Below are 18,469 nucleotides of genomic sequence, written 5' to 3'. Positions count from 1 at the left end.
ATCACGGTCGGTGGGCCGCCCCGCTCACGGAGCGCCGTCGCGCTAGCCCGCGACCTGCTCGCGCCCGCCGTGGGGCAACTCGCCCACCGGGCAGTCGGCGACACCGATGGTGCGGCGGGTGATCTTTTCCACATCGTCCCGGGCCTTCTCCGCATCCAGCACCCAGGTGCGGTAGAACTCGAAGGGGCAATCGGCCACGCCACGGTCGCCATCGCCGGAGTTGTAGACGCCGGTGTAGCCCCGGTGCAGCAGCTTGAACAGGTGGTTCTGCGACTGGTCGTTGGCCCGTGCGTCGCGGATCTGCGAGACCGACAGCTGGGCGTACTGGATGCCCATCTCCTCTTCGCCGCATTCGCCCAGGGTGCGGCCGTCGAAGCCGATGATCGCGGAGTGGCCGAAGTAGCTGTAGACGCCATCGAATCCGGCGGCGTTGGCCACAGCCACGTAGCAGTTGTTGGCCCAGGCCATGGTCTTGGCCATCAGCACCTGCTGTTCCTTGGCCGGGTACATGTAGCCCTGGCAGCGCACGATCAGCTCGGCGCCCTTCATCGCGCAGTCGCGCCAGATCTCGGGGTAGTTGCCGTCGTCGCAGATGATCAGGCTGATCTTCAGTCCCTTGGGCCCTTCGCTGACGTAGGTGCGGTCACCCGGGTACCAGCCCTCGATGGGGCACCAGGGGATGCACTTGCGGTACTTCTGCACGATCTCGCCACGGTCGTCGATCAGCACCAGGGTGTTGTAGGGCGCCTTGTGCGGGTGTTCCTCGTGGCGTTCGCCGGTGAGGGAGAAGATGCCCCAGGTCCCGGCCTCGCGGCAGGCGGCGGAGAAGATCGCCGTCTCCTCGCCGGGGATGGTGGCGGCGGTGGCCATCATCTCGTCGTGGTCGTACATGATCCCCATGGTGCTGTACTCGGGGAACACCACCAGGTCCATGCCGGGCAGGCCGAGCTTCATGCCCTTGATCATCTCGGCGATGCGCCGGGCGTTGTCGAGCACCTCGGCCTTGGTGTGCAGGCGCGGCATCCTGTAGTTGACGACGGCGACGCCGACGGTATCCGGGCTGCTGGAAATGTCACCGTGACGCATGGGCTTCTCCTTCCGTTCAGTGGCTGATCATCCAGGGCCGCGCGCCGGGCTTGGTCTTCAGCGCGTGGGGGTTGGCCCTGGTCGGTGCCAGGGGCTTGTTCGGCGTGCAGCAACCGCAGCCTTTCGGGTGCTTGCGGTTCTCGCGGTACTCCTCGACGGTCTGCGGGGCGTTGGCGCTGCGCTCGTTGGCGGCGATGGCGCGGCGCTGGCTGCCGGCCAGGGTGGCCAGGCCGGGCGCGGAGAGGATGACCCTCGGCGCCGGCTCGTCGCACAGCGGGCAGGCGCAGGGGGCCTCGCGCTCGGCCATGGGGCGCAGGGCGGTGAAGTCGCCGCAGGTGGCGCAGTCGTATTCGTAGATGGGCATGCTGGGCTCCTCGTCTTCGCTCGATGTCCGCCGTCCCGGCGGGAGGTACGCCGTCCAGAGCAACCTCCCGCCGGGGCGGTGGAACTCACTTGTCCGGCGCGATGGGCAGGTCGACGCTGCCATCGAGGAAGCGGGTCGGGCCGGAGGCGTTGGGGTTGATGTCGAAGTCGAAGATTTCCGTCGGCAGCCACAGCGTGGCGCAGGCGTTGGGGATGTCCACCACCCCGCTGATGTGCCCCTGCACCGGCGCCGAGCCGAGCAGCGCGTAGCCCTGGGCGGGCGAGTAGCCGAACTTGGTCAGGTAGTTGATGGCGTTGAGGCAGGCCTGCTTGTAGGCGATGTTGACGTCCAGGTAGTGCTGCTTGCCGGACTCGTCCACCGAGATGCCTTCGAAGATCAGGTAGTTCTTGTAGTTGGGCACGATGGGGCTGGGCTTGAACACCGGGTTCCTGATGCCGTACTTGGCCATGCCGCCCTTGATCAGCTCGACCTTCATGTGCACCCAGCCGGCCATCTCGATGGCGCCGCAGAAGGTGATCTCGCCGTCGCCCTGGCTGAAGTGCAGGTCGCCCACCGAGAGGCCGGCGCCGTCGACGTAGACCGGGAAGAAGATCTTCGAGCCGCGGGACAGGTCCTTGATGTCGCAGTTGCCGCCATGCTCGCGCGGCGGCACGGTGCGCGCGCCGGTCATGGCCGCCTTGTCGCGGGCCTCGCCGCGCAGCTTGCCCATGTGCGCGGTGGGCGCCATGGGCGGGTTGGCCAGGGGCGGCACGCGGGTCGGGTTGGTGTCGATCAGCGCCTGCTCGCGGCTGTTCCAGTCGGCGAGCATCTTGTGGTCCGGCAGGCAGCCGATCAGCCCGGGGTGGATCAGCCCGGCGAACTGCACGCCGGGGATGTGCCGGGAGCTGGTGAACATGCCGTGGAAGTCCCAGATGGCCTTCTGCGCCATGGGGAAGTGGTCGGTGAGGAAGCCGCCGCCGTTCTGCCGCGAGAAGAAGCCGTTGAAGCCCCACAGGGAATCTGGCTTGGCGCCGATGTCCAGCAGGTCCACCACCAGCAGGTCGCCCGGCTCGGCGCCCTTCACGCCCACCGGGCCGGAGAGGTAGTGCACGGTGGAGAGGTCGACGTCGCGCACGTCCGAGGCGTCGTCGTCGTTCTTGATCGCGCCGGCGGTCCAGTCGTAGGTCTCGAGGATGAAGTCGTCGCCCGGGTTGACCCAGCAGGCCATGGGGATGTCGGGATGCCAGCGGTTGTGGATCTGTTCGTTCTCGGTGGCGGCCTGGTTGAGGTCGACCTTGATCAGCGTTTCGGTCATGACGGTGCTCCTTGGCTCCTGGTGTTGGACGGGCGGTCTGGGCCGCGCTGGGAGCTAGTCTTGGCCGCCTGGCCGGGATCGGGAATACGTCGAATTACGTAGGTGGGAAGCGGCCGGGCGGGCGCGCGAAAGCCGTCGCCCGTGCGCGGGCACGGGGACGGCGTGGCGGGGACTCCCGGGCTGGAATCCGACGAGCCAGGTGATGGGTTTCGCTGCGCTCTACCCATCCTACGGGTGCCCTGGACTACACCGAGAGGTAGCGGCTGATGGTGGCCTCGTCGACCCGGTCGCGGGTTTCCTCGATCACGAAGCGGCCCTTCTCGATCACCAGGAAGCGGTCGGCGATCTCCATGGTGAAGGACAGCACCTGCTCGGAGACGACGATGGTCAGGTCGCGCAGGTTGCGGATCTCCTTCAGGCTGCGGGCGATGTCCTTGATGATCGACGGCTGGATGCCCTCGGTGGGTTCGTCCAGCAGCAGCACCTTGGGGTTGGTGGCCAGGGCGCGGGCGATGGCCAGCTGTTGCTGCTGGCCGCCGGAGAGGTTGCCGCCCTTGCGCGCGCGCATTTCGTGGAGCACCGGGAACAGGGCGTAGAGATCGTCCGGAACCTGGCCGTTGGCCGAGGCCGGCAGGCCGGTCTGGATGTTCTCCAGCACCGTCATGTGGGAGAAGATCATCCGCCCCTGGGGCACGTAGGCGATGCCGCGCTCGACGCGCTGGTGGGTCTCCAGGGCCGACACGTCCTGGCCGTCGACGCGCACCTCGCCGCCCCATTGCGGGAGGATGCCCATCAGGCTCTTGAACAGGGTGGTCTTGCCCATGCCGTTGCGCCCCATGACGGCGACGATCTCCTGCCTGGCCACGTTCAGGTCGAGGTCGTGGAGGATCTGGCTCTGGCCGTAGCCCGAGGTGAGCTTGCTGATCTGGAACATGCTGGACTCCTGATTGATGGCGAGGCCCGGGGCTCAATGCCCCAGGTACACCTCGATCACCTTCGGGTTGCTCTGCACCGCCTCCATGCTGCCTTCGGCCAGGACCTTGCCCTGGTGCAGCACGGTGACCTTGTGGGCGATGCTCTTGACGAACTCCATGTCGTGCTCGATGACCAGCACCGAGCGCCCCTGGCTGATGCGCTTGAGCAGCTCGGCGGTCTGCGCGCGCTCGCTGACGCTCATGCCCGCCACCGGCTCGTCGAGCATCAGCAGCTCCGGGTCCTGCATCAGCAGCATGCCGATCTCCAGCCACTGCTTCTGCCCATGGGAGAGCAGGTCGGCCTGGCGGTGCAGGTGCTCGCTGAGGAAGATTTCCCCGGCCACCTCCTCGACCCGGGCGATGACCTCGGCACTGCGCTTGAAGAACAGCGCGCCGAGCACCTTGCGCCCGGCCGGGTAGGACATCTCCAGGTTCTCGAACACGGTGAGGTTCTCGTAGATGGAGGGGTTCTGGAACTTGCGCCCGACGCCGGCGCGGACGATGTCGTACTCGCGCATGCGGGTCAGTTCGCGGCCGTCGAACTGGATGCTGCCGGCGGTGGCGCGGGTCTTGCCGCAGATCAGGTCGAGCACCGTGGTCTTGCCGGCGCCGTTGGGGCCGATCACCACCCGCACCTCGTTGCGGTCCAGGTAGAGGTTGAGGTCGTTGACCGCCTTGAAGCCGTCGAAGGACACCGTCAGGCCCTCGATGGCCAGCACCGGCTTGGGGCTTTCGAATCCGCTCGGGCTCATGGTGTGCGCTCCAGTTCACGGGTGTGGCTCGGGGCCGGGCTGGCGCTCGCCGCAGGCTTGGCGACAGGGGCTGCGGGCGCCTTGGCACGCTTGGCCAGCAGGCGCTCCAGGCGCGGGCGGCCGTGGCTCTGCCAGAGCCCGGCGAGGCCGTTGGGGAAGTACATGACCACGGCGATGAACAGGCCGCCCATCAGGTACAGCCACAGCTCGGGGAAGCTCTCGGAGAAGTAGGTCTTGCCGTAGTTCACCAGCAGCGCGCCGTACACCGCGCCGAGCAGCGACATGCGCCCGCCGACGGCGGCGAAGATGACCATCTCGATGGACGGCACGATGCCGACGAAGCTCGGCGACATGAAGCCCACCTGCAGGGCGAACATGGCCCCGCCTATGGCCGAGAAGCCGGCGGCCACGCAGAACACGAAGATCTTGAAGCTGGCCACGTCGTAGCCGGAGAAGCGCACCCGTTCCTCCTTGTCGCGCATGGCCATGAGCAGGCGGCCGAGCTTGGAGGCGAGGATGAACTTGCCGATGACGATGCAGCCCAGCAGCAGGAAGGCGCTGATGAAGTAGAGGATCAGCTTGGCGCCGTCGGTGCGGATGTCCCAGCCCATCAGGGTCTTCAGGTCGGTGATGCCGTTGACCCCGCCGGTGAGTCCCTGCTGGCCGATGATCAGCACCGTGAGGATCATCGCGATGGCCTGGGTGACGATGGAGAAGTACACGTCGCCCACGCGCCGCTTGAACATCGCCAGGCCGATCACCGCCGCCAGCAGCATGGGCACCGCCAGCACCGCGACGAGGGTGAAGCCGAAGCTGTGGAAGGGCTGCCAGAGCAGCGGCAGCTCGGTGATCTGGTTCCAGTCCATGAAGTCCGGGATGCCGGGGGTGGACTGGATCCTGGTGCTCTCCGGGTCGGAGGCCTCCAGCTTGAGGAACATCGCCATGCAGTAGCCGCCGAGGCCGAAGAACACCCCCTGGCCGAGGCTGAGGATGCCGCCGTAGCCCCAGCACAGCACCAGGCCGACGGCGACGAAGGCGTAGGTGAGGTACTTGCCGACCATGTTCAGGCGGAAGGCATCCAGCACCAGCGGGAACACCACCAGGATCAGCGCGGCGAGGATCAGCAGGCCGATGGTGCCCTGCCGCCCGCCGAGGAGTTTGTCGATTGCGTTCATCTGCCGCCCCTCATTTACGGACTTTGATGGAGAAGAGCCCCTGGGGGCGCAGCATCAGGATCAGGATCACCGCCGACAGGGTCAGCACCTTGGCCATCGAGCCGCTCATGAAGAACTCGGAGATGGACTGCGTCTGGGCGATGGTGAAGGCCGAGGCGATGGTGCCGAACAGGCTCTGCGCGCCGCCGAAGACCACCACCAGGAAGGTGTCGACGATGTACAGCGAGCCGGCCGTCGGGCCGGTGGAGCCGATGGTGGTGAAGGCCGCGCCAGCCACCCCGGCGACACCGCAGCCGAGGGCGAAGGTCATGCGGTCGACCCTTTTGGTGTTGATGCCCACCGCGCGGCTCATCACCCGGTTGAGCATGGTGGCGCGCACCTGCAGGCCCCAGCGCGAGCGGTAGAGCATGAGGAAGAGCGTGGCGGTGAGCAGCACCGTGAGGCCCATGACGAACAGGCCGTTGCGCGGGATGTCGATGCTCTCGGTGGGGTTGAACGAGCCCATCAGCCATTCCGGCAGGGTGGCGCTGACCTCGCGCGCGCCGAAGATCGAGCGGAACGCCTGCTGCATCACGAGGGACAGGCCCCAGGTGGCCAGCAGCGTATCCAGCGGACGCTGGTAGAGCTTGCTGATCATCGCCCACTCCACCAGCCAGCCGATGGCCCCGGCGATGAAGAACGACAGCACGATGGCGAAGAAGAAGTAATAGGGCTGCATCGCCGGCGCGTAGTGGGTGGTCAGTGCCGACAGCAGGTAGGTGGTGTAGGCGCCGATGGTGAGGAACTCGCCGTGGGCCATGTTGATCACGCCCATCTGGCCGAAGATGATCGCCAGCCCCAGGGCCATCAGCAGCAGGACGCAGAACACCGACAGCCCGTTGAAGCCCTGCATGGCCGCAATGGCGCCGAACTCAGATAGCCATTCCATAAGGTTCTCCGGAAGCGGGCGACGGCCTTCGCCGCCCGCCGGGGTTTGGGTTCAGGGTGAGGCGTGCCCCCGTATCCGGGGGCCCTTCAGGCTTCAAGCTGCTTCTCGCTTGCCTCTTGCAGCTTGAAGCTTGCCGCTTGCAGCTCCCCGCTCACTGATACCCCTTGGGGAAGGGATTGGGTTCGATCAGGCCGGACTCGTAGACCACCTTGAACTGGCCGTCGGCCTGGACCTCGCCGATGCGGGTCTTGCTCCACAGGTGGTGGTTGTCGTGGACCTTCACGTAGCCTTCCGGCGCGGTGGTCAGCTCGATGCCCGGGGAGGCGGCGACCACCTTGTCGACATCGAAGCTGCCGGCCTTCTCCACGGCGGCCTTCCACAGCCAGGGGCCGAGGTAGGCGGCCTGGGTCACGTCGCCGATCACCGCGTCCTTGCCGTACTTGGCCTTGAAGGCTTCGACGAAGGCCTTGTTGTTGGGGTTGTCCAGGCTCTGGAAGTACTTCATGGAGGCGTAGAAGCCGGCCATGTTCTCGCCACCGATGCCGAGCAGTTCATCCTCGGTCACCGAGAGGGTCAGCAGGGTCTGCTTGGCGGCGGTGACGCCGGCGGCCTTCATCTGCTTGTAGAAGGCGACGTTGGAGCCCCCGACCACGGCGGCGAAGACCACGTCGGGCTTCTTCAGCTTGACCTTGTTGATCAGCGAGCCGAACTGGGTGTTGCCCAGCGGGTAGTACTCCTCGCCCACCACCTTGCCGCCGAGCACGTTCTCGATGTGCTTGCGGGCGATCTTCATCGAGGTGCGCGGCCAGATGTAGTCCGAGCCGATCAGGTAGAAGGTCTTGGCGCCCTTCTCCTTGGCCACCCAGTCCAGGCCCGCGAGGATCTGCTGGGTCGCCTCCTGGCCGGTGTAGATGACGTTCTTCGACTGCTCCAGGCCTTCGTAGAAGGTCGGGTAGTAGAGCAGGCCGTTCTCCTTCTCGAACACCGGCAGCACGGCCTTGCGCGAGGCCGAGGTCCAGCAGCCGAAGACGGTGGCGACCTTGTCGTTCACCAGCAGCTTCTTGGCCTTCTCGGCGAAGGTCGGCCAGTCGGAGGCGCCGTCTTCCTGGATGATCTTGATCTGCCGCCCGAGGATGCCGCCGGAGGCGTTGATCTGCTCGATGGCCAGGCGCTCGGCCTGGATCGAGCCGGTCTCGGAGATGGCCATGGTGCCGGTGGCCGAGTGCAGCTGGCCCACGGTCACTTCGGTGTCGGTCACGGCCAGGCCGGTGGTGTTGGCGTCGGCGGCCACCGCCAGTTGGCCGAATACCGCTGCGGCCATCAGCGACAGCGCGGCGGCGCCCAGCGCCAGCCGGCGCGGAAGAAAGCGTTTCGCACCCGTCATCAAGCTTGAATCCATGGTCCTGCTCCTCTGGTGGTTGGCGTGGTCGGCTCGCCTTGCGGGTACCGGCCTCGGTTCGGGGCAAGGATGCGTTCGGCCAGGGGGCGGGGGTATACGCACATTGACGTAGCGGCATACGTCATCTGACGTAGTGGCCGCTGCGCCAGCTTGGGGCATGCTGCGCTCGCAGACAGGCGCAAGGACGCGCGCGACCGCCCGGGAAGGCCGTGCCAGAGCGGTGCGCCCCCGGGGCCGGGGCGGGGCATGGAAGTTGCTGCACACGCCCATCGCCGCCCAGGAGCGCCGCCGTGCAACAGACCGGTACGCAACGCATCGCCAAGATCCGCCGCGACTACAACAGCTGGGTCGCCGACGAGACGCTGGAGGACTACGCGCTGCGCTATACGCCGCGCTCCTTCCGCAAATGGTCGGAACTGCGCATCGCCAACACCGCCCTCGGCGCCGTGTCCTTCCTCGCCCTGGAAGCCATCGGCGGCGCCCTGGCCATCAGCTACGGCTTCACCAACACCCTGTGGGCGGTGCTGGCGGTGAGCCTGGTGATCTTCCTCACCGGCCTGCCCATCAGCTACTACGCCGCACGCTACGGCGTGGACATGGACCTGCTCACCCGGGGCGCCGGCTTCGGCTACATCGGCTCGACCATCACCTCGCTGATCTACGCCAGCTTCACCTTCCTGTTCTTCGCCCTGGAGGCGGCGATCATGGCGCTGGCCCTGGAGCTGTACTTCGGCATCCCGCTGGCGCTGGCCTACGTCATCTGCTCGGTGATCATCATTCCCCTGGTGGCCTTCGGCATCACCCTGATCAACCGCCTGCAGATGTGGACGCAGCCGGTGTGGCTGGTGCTGCTGTTGCTGCCCTACGTCTTCGTCATCGCCAGGAATCCCGGGGCGCTCGGCGACCTGGCCAGCTTCGCCGGGCGCGACGGCGAGGCTGGTGTCTTCAACCCGCTGCACTTCGGCGCCGCCTGCACCGTGGCCCTGGCGCTGGTGACGCAGATCGGCGAGCAGGTGGACTACCTGCGCTTCCTGCCACAGAAGACCCGCGCCAACCGCAAGCGCTGGTGGGCGGCGATGCTCCTGGCCGGCCCCGGCTGGATCATCCCCGGCGCGCTGAAGATGCTCGGCGGCGCCTTCCTCGCCTTCCTCGCCCTGCAGCACGAGATCCCCCTGGATCGCGCCGCCGAGCCGACGCAGATGTACCTGGTGGCCTTCAACTACGTGTTCGCCTCGCCGCAGTGGGCGCTCGGCGCGATGGTGCTGTTCGTCATCGTCAGCCAGGTGAAGATCAACGTCACCAACGCCTACGCCGGCTCCCTGGCCTGGTCGAACTTCTTCGCCCGCATCACCCACAGCCACCCCGGCCGCGTGGTCTGGCTGGTGTTCAACGTGGCCATCGCGCTGATGCTGATGGAGCTGGGGGTGTTCGAGGCCATCGAGCAGGTGCTGGGGCTCTACGCCAACATCGCCATCGCCTGGATCGGCGCCCTGGTGGCGGACCTGGTGATCAACAAGCCGCTGGGCCTGTCGCCGCGCCACATCGAGTTCAAGCGCGCGCACCTCTACGACATCAACCCGGTGGGCGTCGGCGCCATGCTGATCGCCTCGCTGCTCTCGGTGCTGGCCCATGCCGGGCTGCTCGGCAGCATCGCCCAGGCGGCCTCGCCCATGGTGGCGCTGGTCTCGGCGATGGCGGTGGCGCCGCTGCTGGCCTGGCTCACCGGCGGGCGCTACTACATCGCCCGGGAAAGCGACCCGGCGCTGCTGCATCCGCTGCGGGAGAAGGTCGCCTGCACCCTGTGCAGCAACGATTTCGAGCGCGAGGACACCGCCTTCTGCCCGGCCTACGGCGCGCCCATCTGCTCCCTGTGCTGCTCGCTGGACGCCCGCTGCGGCGATGCCTGCAAGCCCCGGGCGCGGCTCTCGGAGCAGTTCGACGACCTGGTGCGCTGGCTGCTGCCCAACGCCTCGGTGCCACGCCTGCACACGCGCCTGGCCCATTACCTGGGGGTGCTGGCGGTGATCGTGATCCTGCTGTTCTGCGCCCTGGCGCTGATCTACAGCCAGGTTTCCCAGGGCCTTGAACACGCCCCGGCGGACGCCGCGCAAACGCTCTACCAGGCCTTCCTCAAGGCCTTCCTGACCCTCTCGCTGTTCGCCGCGATACTCGCCTGGTGGGTGGTGCTGACCCGCGAGAGCCGCCATGTGGCGCTGGAGGAGTCGAACCGCCAGACCACCCTGCTGATGCAGGAGATCGAGGCCCACCGCAAGACCGACGAGGCGCTGCAGAAGGCCAAGGAAGCCTCGGAGGCGGCCAACGCGGCGAAGAGCCGCTACGTCACCGGGCTTTCCCACGAGTTGCGCACGCCGCTCAACAGCATCCTCGGCTACACCCAGATCCTGCAGCGCGACGGCCTCACCCCGGAGCCGCACAAGGAGGCCCTGGCGACCATCTTCCGCAGCGGCTCGCACCTGTTGTCGCTGATCGACGGGCTGCTCGACGTGGCCAAGATCGAGGCCGGCAAGCTGCAACTGGAGCCGAGCGAGATCCCCTTCCCCGAATTCCTCCAGCAGTTGCAGCACATGTTCAGCCCGCAGGCCGAGGAGAAGGGCCTGGCCTTCCGCTACGAGCCCAGCGGGCGCCTGCCGGTGGTGGTGCGCGGCGACGAGAAGCGCATCCGCCAGATCCTCATCAACCTGCTGGGCAATGCCGTGCGCTTCACCGACAGCGGCGAGGTGCGGCTGCGGGTCAGCTACCTGCGCGAGACCGCCACCTTCGAGATCATCGACACCGGCATCGGCATCGCGCCGGACCAGATCGAGCGCATCTTCCAGCCCTTCGAACGGGGCGACCCGCTGCGCCAGGACAACGGCGTCGGGCTCGGCCTGACCATCACCCGCATGCTCATCGCGCTGATGGGCGGCGACATCCGCGTGCAAAGCCGGCCGGGCCAGGGCACCTCGTTCCAGGTGCGCCTGTTCCTGTCCGAGGTGCGCGTGCCGCAGGCGGTGGTGCATGTCGAGCACGACATCATCGGCTACCAGGGCGCGCGCCGCCGCGTGCTGCTGGTGGACGACCATATCGAGCACCGCCGGGTGCTGGCCGGCATGCTGGGGCCGCTGGGCTTCGAGATCGTCCAGGCCGCCGATGGCCAGGAGGCGGTGCGCCAGGTGGCCCTGCTGCACCCGGACCTGATCCTCATGGACCTGTCGATGCCGCACATGGACGGCTGGGAGACCAGCCGCCTGATCCGCCGCAACGTGCAATCGCGGGCGCCGATCATCGTCATTTCCGCCAACGCCTTCGCCGACGACCGCGAGCGCAGCGTGGCGGCCGGCTGCAACGACTACCTGGCCAAGCCGGTGCACACCCCGGCCCTGCTGGAGAAGATCAAGGAGCACCTGGGCCTGGAATGGCTCAAGCGCCCGCTCGAGGACACCCGCGCCGAACGGGACGGCGAGCGGCCCTCGTCCGCCGCCCTGGAGGCGCTGCGCGAGCTGAGCGAGCTGGGCCACGTGAAGGGCATCCTCGAACGCCTGGACGCCATCGAGCGCGAGGAACCTCGCAGCGCCGCCTTCCTCGCCGGCCTGCGCCAGCGCGCGCGGCGCTTCCAGCTCAACGAGTTCAATGCGCTGCTGAAAGCGGCCGGCAGCCCCACCCCCCGCGTCGACCTGGCGCGCGAATAGACAGGAGGAGACCATGCACAGCCCGAGCCGTGACAGCGCCGTGGTGCTGATCGTCGACGACACCCCGGACAACCTCGCCCTGCTCAGCGATGCCCTCGACGCCGCCGGCTACATGGTGCTGGTGGCGCTGGACGGCGCCAGCGCCCTGGAGCGTGCCCAGCGCAGCCAGCCGGACGTGATCCTGCTGGACGCGATGATGCCGGGCATGGACGGCTTCGAGACCTGCCGCCGGCTCAAGGCCAGCGGCGAGACGGCGGACATCCCGGTGCTGTTCATGACCGCGCTGACCGAGAGCGAGCACGTGGTGGAAGGCTTCGCTGCCGGCGGCATCGACTACGTGACCAAGCCGATCAAGCCCGACGAGGTGCTCGCCCGCGTCGCCGCCCACCTGCGCACCGCCCGCGCCCTGCAGGCCGTGCGCAACGCCCCGGCGCCACGCCCGGCCCTGGACGACGAGCAGACCCAGGAGGCGCTGGCCTCGCGCTTCCAGCTCACCGGCCGGGAAATGGAGGTGCTGCACTGGGTGGCCTGCGGCAAGACCAACCGCGACATCGGCGACATCCTCGGCCTCAGCCCGCGCACGGTGAACAAGCACCTGGAGCACGTCTACGTGAAGCTGGGCGTCGAAACCCGCACCGCCGCGGCGGCGGTGGCGATGTCGGCGGGACGTTGATGCTCCTTTTGAAGCCAGGCGATGCAAGGGTGGGTGACGCTCTTTTCATCCGCCATCGAGGTGCCGACCAGCCTCGGTGCCAAACCCATCGATCCCTGCCTGCCCATGGTGGATGGGTGAAGCGTCATCCACCCTACAGCCCGCTGGGTGCTCGCTGCGGATGGCGTCGTTCGTAGGCTGCGTCGGGCGGCGCTCAACGAGCGCTGGCGAGGCGCTCGCAGAGCTTCCGGGTGGCGTCGAGCATCTGGAAGCTGGGGCGCTCCAGGCCGCGGTCGGGCACCGGCCACACCTGGCCGGCGGCGACGGCGGGGATCTGCGGCCAGGCCTGCCAGGCGGCGGCCTGGGCCGGTTCGCTGACGAGGATGACGCGGGGCTGGCGCTGCAGGACGGATTCGATGCTGACCTGGGGCGCGGGCAGGCGCTGGTCGGCGAAGACGTTCTCGGCGCCGCAGATGCGCAAGGCGTCGCTGACGATCTGCCGCCCGCCGAGGGTGTACAGCGGTTTGTCCCACACCTGGTAGAACACCGGCAGCGGCACGTCGCGGCGGTACGTGCCGCGCAGCTCGGCGAGCCCGGCGGCGAAGCGCCGGCTGAGCTCCCGGCCGCGTTCGGCTCGCCCTACCCGCTCGCCGACTTCGGCGAACAGCCCGGCGAGTTCGTCGAGTTCGCGCGGTTCCACCTGCAACTGTGCGATGGGGGTGCGGCGCAGCTGTTCACGCCCGGCGGCACCGACGCTGTCGGGCCACAGCAGCACGAGGTCGGGCTCGAGTGCCAGCAGGCTTTCGATCTCCAGCTGGCCGTAGCGGCCGACGCTGGGCAGGTCGGCCAGCAAGGCCGGACGCTCGCCGCCATCGAGCACGCCCACCAGCAGGTCGCCGGCGTCGAGTTCGAGCATGATTTCGGTCAGGGAGGGGGCGAGGCTGACGATGCGCAGCTGCGCCGTCGCCGACAAGGCCAGGCACAGCAGCAAAGCACCGAGCAGGCCGCGCATCAGGCCAGTTGGCGGGGTATGCGGTAGAGGCTGAAGATCACCACGCTGCCGAGGGCCAGCAGCACCAGGGCCACGGCGTTGAGGCCGGCGAACACGGCCACCGCACCGATCCAGGCCGGCAGGCCGGCGCCGAGGAAGGCGACGCGACGGGCGCTGGCCAGGGCGATCCAGGCGGCGGGCTCTTCTTCGCTGTCGAGGGCTTCCTCGGTGGCGATCAGGGCGCGCTTGTAGCCGCGGAACAGCGGCAGGCTGATGAACATGGAGATCATCGCCGCCAGGAACAACGGCATCTCCAGGGCGGGGAACACCGGCTCGCCGGAGCCGAACAGCAGGTTGAGCACGAACAGCGGGGCCAGGGCGATGGCGAGGTAGGCCCACCATTCCAGGCCCAGCTTGCGGCGCACCTGGTTGCGGGTCATAGCTCGACTTCACCCTGGTGCAGGCTGCCGAGCATGTGGCCGAGCTTGCCGGCCTTGGTCGCCAGGTACTTCCTGTTGTGCGGGTTGAGGCCGGTCTGCAGCGGCACGCGTTCGGCGACGCGGATGCCGAAGCCCTCCAGGGCCTTCACCTTGCGCGGGTTGTTGGTCATCAGCTTGATGCCGGAGATGCCCAGGTGGTCGAGCATCGGCAGGCAGATGGCGTAGTCGCGCTGGTCGGCACCGAAGCCCAGGCGCTCGTTGGCTTCGACCGTGTCGGCGCCGCCGTCCTGCAGTTCGTAGGCGCGGATCTTGTTCAGGAGGCCGATGCCACGGCCTTCCTGGCGCAGGTAGAGCAGCACGCCACGGCCTTCCTCGGCGATGGCGCGCAGGGCGGCCTCGAGCTGGAAGCCGCAGTCGCAGCGCAGGCTGAACAGGGCGTCGCCGGTCAGGCATTCGGAATGCAGGCGGCCGAGCACCGGGGCGCCGTCGGCGAATTCGCCCATGGTCAGGGCGACGTGTTCCTTGCCGCTGGCCTGGTCGAGGAAGCCGTGCATGGTGAACAGGCCGAAGGGCGTGGGCAGTTGGGAGGCGGCGACGAAGACGACGGACACCACGGATCTCCTGGGGTTTCGAAAGGCCGGCATTGTATCAGCAGCATTAATCGGCCGGTCAGACTGAATAGTTGGGGATAAGGATCGAAACGCTAGGACCATCGCGCCCGCGAGGCCCGCCGAACCTCGCCTAGATCTTCGATTCCAGCAGCAGCACGCCCTGGTCCTCGCGCCAGCGCACGCGGTTGAGGAAGCTCATGCCCAGCAGCACGTCGACGGGCGCGTCGCCCTCGACCACGGCGCCTTCGACGCCAAGCACTTCCAGCGGCCCGACCTTGACCCGGTCGAAGACCACCCGCCAGGCACGCACTGTGCCGGAGGCGGTGCTGGCGGTCATCGGCTTGCCGGTGACGCGGTAGTCGATGCCGAGGATGCGCGCCTGGTTCTCGCTCATGGCGACGGTGGAGGCACCGGTGTCGACCATGAACTGCACGGGATGGCCTTCGATGGCGCCGGCCACCATGAAGTGGCCGTTATTGCCACGGGCGATGCTCATCTGGGTCTTCTGCGGTGCGCTGGCGCCGGCCTGGTTGTACTCGCGGGACAGTTCGTAGGTGCGCTCGATGCCGCCGACGCGCAACACGGCGCCACGGCTGCTGGCGCTGACCACCTCGACGCCGCCGGGGCCGGTCTGGCCGGCCTTCACCAGCTTGCGCTGGCCGTCGACGCTGATCACCGCGGCGTTGGGGAAGAGGCCGACCACCTGCACCTGGGGTTCGGCGTGGAGGGCGCCGCAGTACGCCAGCAGCAGGCCGGCGCAGAGCAGATCAAGGCGACGCATGGGTGTTCTCCGGTTCCGGGTCGAAGGGATAGGGCTGACCCCAGTGGGCGAATACGGCGCGCAGTTCGCCGCTGTGCACCAGGCGCGCCATGCGCTCGTCGAACAGCGCGGCGAACTCGCGCCCCGGGCCGTGTCGCCGAAGCCGACGTACAGCTTGAGCTGGGTCAGGTAGGTGACGCGGTACTTATCGGGGGTCGAGCTCTGGCGCAGTACATCGTCGATCTCGGTGCGCGCGTCGATGTAGTAGTCGGCGTGTTCGAGATCGAGCATCGAAAGGATACCGCCCCGACGCTCGATTTCCTTGAAGTGGGTCAGGTTCGGCAGATAGCGTTCGTATCCATAGCCACGCATCCATACCAGGCGGTACTGCCCGAGCCCGGCCAGGTTCGGCACCGGCGAGCCGCGCAGGGCCAGTGCGCTGATGCGATCGGCATCGTAGTTCCAGCGGGGGTAGAGGGCCCAGGGCACTTCGTCGCGGTAGGAGCCGACCCAGGCGTCCGCCTCGCCACGCTTCACCAGGCCGATGGAGCGGGTATAGGGCACGGAGCGGATGCGCAGGCGCACGCCGACCGGCTCGAAGACCTTGCGCAAGACGTCCCAGCCGAGCCCGGTACCGTCGGAGTCGGTGTGCGCGGCCCAGACCTCCGCGGCGATGACGACTTCCGCCGGGCTCGCCCCGGGCACATCGCCCGGCCCGTCCGTGGCAAGCACCCAGGGCGCCGCCATCATCGCCAGCAGACCGATCAACCAGCCGCGCATCATCACTCCCGCTCCGCTCCTGCCAAATGCCCGCCTGGCCGGACTAGCCCAGGCCCCAGACGATCAGTTGCATCGCCAGCCAGGCGAAGACGCCGGCCAGCACGTCGTCGAGCATGATGCCGACGCCGCCATGGACATGCCGGTCGATCCAGCGGATCGGCCAGGGCTTGAGGATGTCCATGAACCTGAATACCAGGAAGCCTAGCAGCAGCCACTGCCATCCCTCGGGCACCAGCCAGAGGGTGATCCACATGCCGACCATCTCGTCCCAGACGATGCCCTCGTGGTCGTGCACGCGCAGGTCGTCGGCGACCTTGCCGCACAGCCAGAAGCCGAACAGCATGGTCAGCCCGAGCATCAGCCAGTAGCCCCAGTCGGGCAGCATCTGCCAGAGCGGAATGAACGGCAGCGCCACCAGCGAGCCCCAGGTGCCGGGGGCCTTGGGCAGGGTCCCGGAGCCGAAGCCGAAGGCGAGGAAATGCCAGGGGTTGCGCCAGACCGAGGGCGGGACCGGCTGGGCCGGCGCTTGCTGCGGATGATCAGTCACCTTGACTCCCGAAGTGTTGAAAGCCCCGTGCCGGCGGCAGGATTTCCCCACCGTCGGCATCGAGCAGGTGCACGCCCTCGCCCGTTTCGACGCGGCCGATGACGGTTACGCCGGGCCAGGCGGCCTGCAGGCTCGCCAGGTGTTGCGGCGGCAGGGTGAAGACCAGGCGGTAGTCGTCGCCGCCGGCCAGTGCATGGTTCAGGGCGGGCTCGCGCGGGTAGAGCGCGCGCAGCCCGGCAGATAGCGGCAGGCGCTCGCGCTCCACCATCAGCGCGACAGCGGAGGCGACGGCGATGTGCCCGCAATCGGCGAGCAGGCCATCGGAAATGTCCAGCGCCGCGCTGGCCTTGCCGCGCAGGGCGAGGCCGAGGCCGATCTGCGGCGGTGGCGACCAGTAGTGAGCGAGCAGCGCACGGGCCTCGTGGCTGTCGTCGTCGCGCTCGCCGAGCACCAGGGGCAAGGCGCCGGCGCCGTCGCCCAGGCTGCCGCCGACGCAGAGCAGGTCGCCGGGACGGGCGCCGGCACGGGTCAGGGCCTGGCCGGCGGGCACGCGGCCGAACACGGTGAGGGTCAGGCTCAGCGGTCCACGGGTGGTGTCGCCGCCGATCAGGGCGATGGCGCAGTCGCGGGCCATGGCGTCGAGGCCACGGGCGAGCCCCTGCAGCCAGTCCGCATCGGCGGTCGGCAGGGTCAGGGCGAGGGTGAAGCCGACGGGCGTGGCGCCCATCGCGGCCAGGTCGCTGACTGAAACCGCCAGGGCGCGCTGGCCGAGCAGGAAGGGGTCGCACAGGACGGGGAAATGCACCCCGGCGACCAGGGTATCGGTGGAGACCGCCAGCTGTTCGCCGGCGGGGAGTTGCAGCAGGGCGCAGTCGTCGCCGATGCCGAGCGCGATGCCCTCGCCGGCCGCTGCGCAGGCAGCGGTGGCGAAGTAGCGACGGATCAGCTCGAACTCACCCATTCATCGAGGGCGCGGGCGCTCAGCGCTTGGCGCCACGGACCTCGGCGGCACGCAGCAGCGGTGCCAGCTTGTCCAGCACGCCATTGACGAACTTGTGCCCGTCGGTGGCGCCGAAGACCTTGGCCAGCTCGATGCCTTCGTTGATCACCACGCGGTAGGGCACGTCGATGCGGTTGCGCAGCTCGTAGGTGGAGAGGCGCAGCACGGCGAGCTCGACCGGGTCGACCTCCGCCAGGGGCCGGTCCAGGCAAGGCGTGAAGGCCTCGTCGATCTCGGTCACCTGGCGCGGTACGCCGTGGAGGATCTCGTGGAAGTAGGCACCGTCGACGGCCGCGAAATCGTTGTCGACGCGGAACTGCGCCTCGATCTCGTTGAGCGGCTGGCGGGCGATGTGCCACTGGTACAGGGCCTGGACGGCCAGGCTGCGGGCCTGGCGACGGGCGGCGGTCTTGCCCTTGGCTACGGGCTTCTTGCCTTCGTCCGGGTTGTCGATGTCGCTGTTGAAACTCACTTGGCCTCCAAGGCCGCCAGCAGGCTGACCATTTCGAGGGCGGACAGGGCGGCTTCGGCGCCCTTGTTGCCGGCCTTGGTGCCGGAGCGTTCGATGGCCTGCTCGATGGAGTCGACCGTCAGCACGCCGAAGGCGACCGGTACGCCGAACTCCATGGACACCTGGGCCAGGCCCTTGGTGCACTCACCGGCGACGTATTCGAAGTGCGGGGTGCCACCACGGATCACGGCGCCGAGGGCGATGATCGCTGCGTATTCGCCGCGCTGGGCGACTTTCTGCGCCACCAGCGGGATCTCGAAGGCACCCGGTGCACGGATGATGGTGATGTCGCTTTCATTCACGCCGTGGCGTACCAGGGCGTCTACGGCGCCGCTCACCAGGCTTTCTACGACGAAGCTGTTGAAGCGGCCGACCACCAGGGCGAAGCGGCCTTTGGGGGCGATGAAGGTACCTTCGATGGTCTTCAGGGTCATGGCGAGTTCTCGTTCATTAAAGAGCGAGGGCGCGTTCACGGCAGGTGACGCGCCCTACGGG

Annotated in this window: 18 protein-coding genes; 2 read left to right on the top strand and 16 right to left on the bottom strand. The window is 68.1% G+C overall.

Features of this window, described 5'->3' with window-relative positions:
• Positions 1-42: 42 nt before the first annotated feature.
• The 8 genes from PHLH3_RS03835 to urtA all read right to left on the bottom strand — a co-directional run bounded on the left by PHLH3_RS03835 (position 43) and on the right by urtA (position 7,993).
• Entirely contained in the window at positions 43-1,086 is a 1,044-nt protein-coding gene (locus tag PHLH3_RS03835; protein ID WP_213628257.1) for an aliphatic amidase, read from the bottom strand.
• A gap of 16 nt (positions 1,087-1,102) precedes the next feature.
• Positions 1,103-1,450, bottom strand: a complete 348-nt coding sequence (locus PHLH3_RS03830) for a zinc ribbon domain-containing protein (protein ID WP_213628256.1) — start codon at positions 1,448-1,450, stop codon at positions 1,103-1,105.
• Between the two features lie 85 nt (positions 1,451-1,535).
• Entirely contained in the window at positions 1,536-2,765 is a 1,230-nt protein-coding gene (fmdA, locus tag PHLH3_RS03825) for a formamidase (RefSeq protein ID WP_213628255.1), read from the bottom strand.
• A gap of 244 nt (positions 2,766-3,009) precedes the next feature.
• Positions 3,010-3,699 carry an urea ABC transporter ATP-binding subunit UrtE gene (gene urtE / locus PHLH3_RS03820; protein ID WP_173178884.1) on the bottom strand — a complete coding sequence of 230 codons (690 nt, stop codon included), beginning with the start codon at positions 3,697-3,699 and terminating at the stop codon, positions 3,010-3,012.
• Positions 3,700-3,732: 33 nt separating this feature from the next.
• Complete coding sequence (urtD, locus tag PHLH3_RS03815; protein WP_173178883.1) at positions 3,733-4,491, bottom strand: urea ABC transporter ATP-binding protein UrtD; 759 nt, start codon at positions 4,489-4,491, stop codon at positions 3,733-3,735.
• On the bottom strand, positions 4,488-5,666 hold the full coding sequence (gene urtC, locus PHLH3_RS03810) for an urea ABC transporter permease subunit UrtC (RefSeq protein ID WP_213628254.1): 1,179 nt from the start codon (positions 5,664-5,666) through the stop codon (positions 4,488-4,490). Before urtC ends, urtD begins: the two co-directional genes overlap by 4 nt.
• A 10-nt stretch (positions 5,667-5,676) precedes the next feature.
• The gene (gene urtB / locus PHLH3_RS03805) at positions 5,677-6,594 is read right to left on the bottom strand and encodes an urea ABC transporter permease subunit UrtB (protein ID WP_111260688.1); all 918 of its coding nucleotides are present in this window, start codon (positions 6,592-6,594) and stop codon (positions 5,677-5,679) included.
• 151 nt (positions 6,595-6,745) lie between these two features.
• Positions 6,746-7,993 (bottom strand): urea ABC transporter substrate-binding protein, encoded by a 1,248-nt coding sequence (urtA, locus tag PHLH3_RS03800; protein WP_031287761.1) that lies wholly within the window; start codon positions 7,991-7,993, stop codon positions 6,746-6,748.
• A gap of 290 nt (positions 7,994-8,283) precedes the next feature.
• Between urtA and PHLH3_RS03795 the strand changes: the two genes are divergently transcribed.
• Both PHLH3_RS03795 and PHLH3_RS03790 read left to right on the top strand, forming a co-directional pair.
• Complete coding sequence (locus tag PHLH3_RS03795; protein ID WP_213628253.1) at positions 8,284-11,682, top strand: ATP-binding protein; 3,399 nt, start codon at positions 8,284-8,286, stop codon at positions 11,680-11,682.
• Between the two features lie 13 nt (positions 11,683-11,695).
• Positions 11,696-12,355: a response regulator gene (locus tag PHLH3_RS03790; RefSeq protein WP_213628252.1), complete on the top strand. Its 660-nt coding sequence runs from the start codon at positions 11,696-11,698 to the stop codon at positions 12,353-12,355.
• A gap of 193 nt (positions 12,356-12,548) precedes the next feature.
• On the opposite strand, the gene PHLH3_RS03785 is transcribed toward PHLH3_RS03790, so the two are convergent.
• The 8 genes from PHLH3_RS03785 to ribE all read right to left on the bottom strand — a co-directional run bounded on the left by PHLH3_RS03785 (position 12,549) and on the right by ribE (position 18,408).
• Positions 12,549-13,346 carry a cobalamin-binding protein gene (locus tag PHLH3_RS03785; RefSeq protein ID WP_213628251.1) on the bottom strand — a complete coding sequence of 266 codons (798 nt, stop codon included), beginning with the start codon at positions 13,344-13,346 and terminating at the stop codon, positions 12,549-12,551.
• The gene (locus tag PHLH3_RS03780; RefSeq protein ID WP_173178878.1) at positions 13,346-13,765 is read right to left on the bottom strand and encodes an MFS transporter; all 420 of its coding nucleotides are present in this window, start codon (positions 13,763-13,765) and stop codon (positions 13,346-13,348) included. The genes PHLH3_RS03785 and PHLH3_RS03780 overlap by 1 nt, the downstream gene beginning before the upstream one ends.
• Positions 13,762-14,376: a GTP cyclohydrolase II gene (ribA, locus tag PHLH3_RS03775; RefSeq protein WP_111260683.1), complete on the bottom strand. Its 615-nt coding sequence runs from the start codon at positions 14,374-14,376 to the stop codon at positions 13,762-13,764. The genes PHLH3_RS03780 and ribA overlap by 4 nt, the downstream gene beginning before the upstream one ends.
• Positions 14,377-14,506: 130 nt before the next feature.
• Positions 14,507-15,157: a TIGR02281 family clan AA aspartic protease gene (locus PHLH3_RS03770; RefSeq protein WP_213628250.1), complete on the bottom strand. Its 651-nt coding sequence runs from the start codon at positions 15,155-15,157 to the stop codon at positions 14,507-14,509.
• Between the two features lie 802 nt (positions 15,158-15,959).
• Positions 15,960-16,463 (bottom strand): phosphatidylglycerophosphatase A, encoded by a 504-nt coding sequence (locus tag PHLH3_RS03760; protein WP_173178875.1) that lies wholly within the window; start codon positions 16,461-16,463, stop codon positions 15,960-15,962.
• Positions 16,456-17,424: a thiamine-phosphate kinase gene (gene thiL, locus PHLH3_RS03755; RefSeq protein WP_213628249.1), complete on the bottom strand. Its 969-nt coding sequence runs from the start codon at positions 17,422-17,424 to the stop codon at positions 16,456-16,458. Before thiL ends, PHLH3_RS03760 begins: the two co-directional genes overlap by 8 nt.
• Positions 17,425-17,443: 19 nt before the next feature.
• Positions 17,444-17,917 carry a transcription antitermination factor NusB gene (nusB, locus tag PHLH3_RS03750; RefSeq protein WP_111260731.1) on the bottom strand — a complete coding sequence of 158 codons (474 nt, stop codon included), beginning with the start codon at positions 17,915-17,917 and terminating at the stop codon, positions 17,444-17,446.
• 14 nt (positions 17,918-17,931) lie between these two features.
• A complete protein-coding gene (ribE, locus tag PHLH3_RS03745) occupies positions 17,932-18,408 on the bottom strand; it encodes a 6,7-dimethyl-8-ribityllumazine synthase (RefSeq protein WP_111260678.1) in 477 nt (158 codons plus the stop codon).
• Positions 18,409-18,469 lie beyond the last annotated feature (61 nt).

The sequence above is a fragment of the Pseudomonas sp. Pc102 genome (assembly GCF_018408275.1).
Classification (GTDB): Bacteria; Pseudomonadota; Gammaproteobacteria; order Pseudomonadales; family Pseudomonadaceae; genus Metapseudomonas; species Metapseudomonas tohonis.
Note: the sequence above shows the minus strand (reverse complement) of the source record. Positions and strands in the feature narration are given on the sequence as shown.

Coding starts and splice junctions, on each gene's coding strand:
- PHLH3_RS03770 (WP_213628250.1), bottom strand. CDS start 15,157: ATGCGTCGCCTTGATCTGCTCTGCGCCGGCCTGCTGCTGGCGTACTGC.
- PHLH3_RS03785 (WP_213628251.1), bottom strand. CDS start 13,346: ATGCGCGGCCTGCTCGGTGCTTTGCTGCTGTGCCTGGCCTTGTCGGCG.
- PHLH3_RS03830 (WP_213628256.1), bottom strand. CDS start 1,450: ATGCCCATCTACGAATACGACTGCGCCACCTGCGGCGACTTCACCGCC.
- PHLH3_RS03790 (WP_213628252.1), top strand. CDS start 11,696: ATGCACAGCCCGAGCCGTGACAGCGCCGTGGTGCTGATCGTCGACGAC.
- PHLH3_RS03835 (WP_213628257.1), bottom strand. CDS start 1,086: ATGCGTCACGGTGACATTTCCAGCAGCCCGGATACCGTCGGCGTCGCC.
- urtB (WP_111260688.1), bottom strand. CDS start 6,594: ATGGAATGGCTATCTGAGTTCGGCGCCATTGCGGCCATGCAGGGCTTC.
- urtD (WP_173178883.1), bottom strand. CDS start 4,491: ATGAGCCCGAGCGGATTCGAAAGCCCCAAGCCGGTGCTGGCCATCGAG.
- fmdA (WP_213628255.1), bottom strand. CDS start 2,765: ATGACCGAAACGCTGATCAAGGTCGACCTCAACCAGGCCGCCACCGAG.
- urtE (WP_173178884.1), bottom strand. CDS start 3,699: ATGTTCCAGATCAGCAAGCTCACCTCGGGCTACGGCCAGAGCCAGATC.
- urtA (WP_031287761.1), bottom strand. CDS start 7,993: ATGGATTCAAGCTTGATGACGGGTGCGAAACGCTTTCTTCCGCGCCGG.
- thiL (WP_213628249.1), bottom strand. CDS start 17,424: ATGGGTGAGTTCGAGCTGATCCGTCGCTACTTCGCCACCGCTGCCTGC.
- ribE (WP_111260678.1), bottom strand. CDS start 18,408: ATGACCCTGAAGACCATCGAAGGTACCTTCATCGCCCCCAAAGGCCGC.
- urtC (WP_213628254.1), bottom strand. CDS start 5,666: ATGAACGCAATCGACAAACTCCTCGGCGGGCGGCAGGGCACCATCGGC.
- PHLH3_RS03780 (WP_173178878.1), bottom strand. CDS start 13,765: ATGACCCGCAACCAGGTGCGCCGCAAGCTGGGCCTGGAATGGTGGGCC.